Below are 480 nucleotides of genomic sequence, written 5' to 3'. Positions count from 1 at the left end.
CAGTCGAGGTGACGACCGGCGCTACCAGATCCAGGACATGCAGAGCATCCATATCCGCCCTGCAGAGGTCGAGGACCGCCTGATCCCTGGTCACTGGGAGGGCGACCTGATCAAGGGCGCTGGCAACCGCTCATCGGTCGGCACATTGGTCGAGCGCACCACCGGCTTCGTAGTGCTGGCCAAGATGGACAACGCGACCACCAAGGCCGTCGTCGATAGCTTCTCCGCAGTGCTCAACCGCGAGCCGGCGGCGATGCGCAAGACCATGACTTACGACCAAGGGCGCGAGATGCACGGCCACAAAATCCTCACCGAGAGAACCGGCGTCCAGATCTATTTCGCCGACCCGCACAGCCCATGGCAGCGCGGCTCAAATGAGAACACTAATGGCCTGCTGCGCCAGTACATACCAAAGGGATCGGACCTGTCGATCTACTCCCAAGACGAGCTCGATGCAATCGCCCTGTCGCTCAATACACG

Annotated in this window: 1 protein-coding gene; it reads left to right on the top strand. The window is 61.2% G+C overall.

Going from position 1 to position 480, the window contains the following annotated elements; genetic code table 11:
• On the top strand, window positions 1–480 hold a 480-nt coding region (locus CR105_RS27535; protein WP_143752841.1), incomplete at both ends, for an IS30 family transposase.

The sequence above is a fragment of the Massilia eurypsychrophila genome, assembly GCF_002760655.1.
In the GTDB taxonomy this organism is placed as follows: Bacteria; Pseudomonadota; Gammaproteobacteria; order Burkholderiales; family Burkholderiaceae_D; genus JAFCUW01.
Note: the sequence above shows the minus strand (reverse complement) of the source record. Positions and strands in the feature narration are given on the sequence as shown.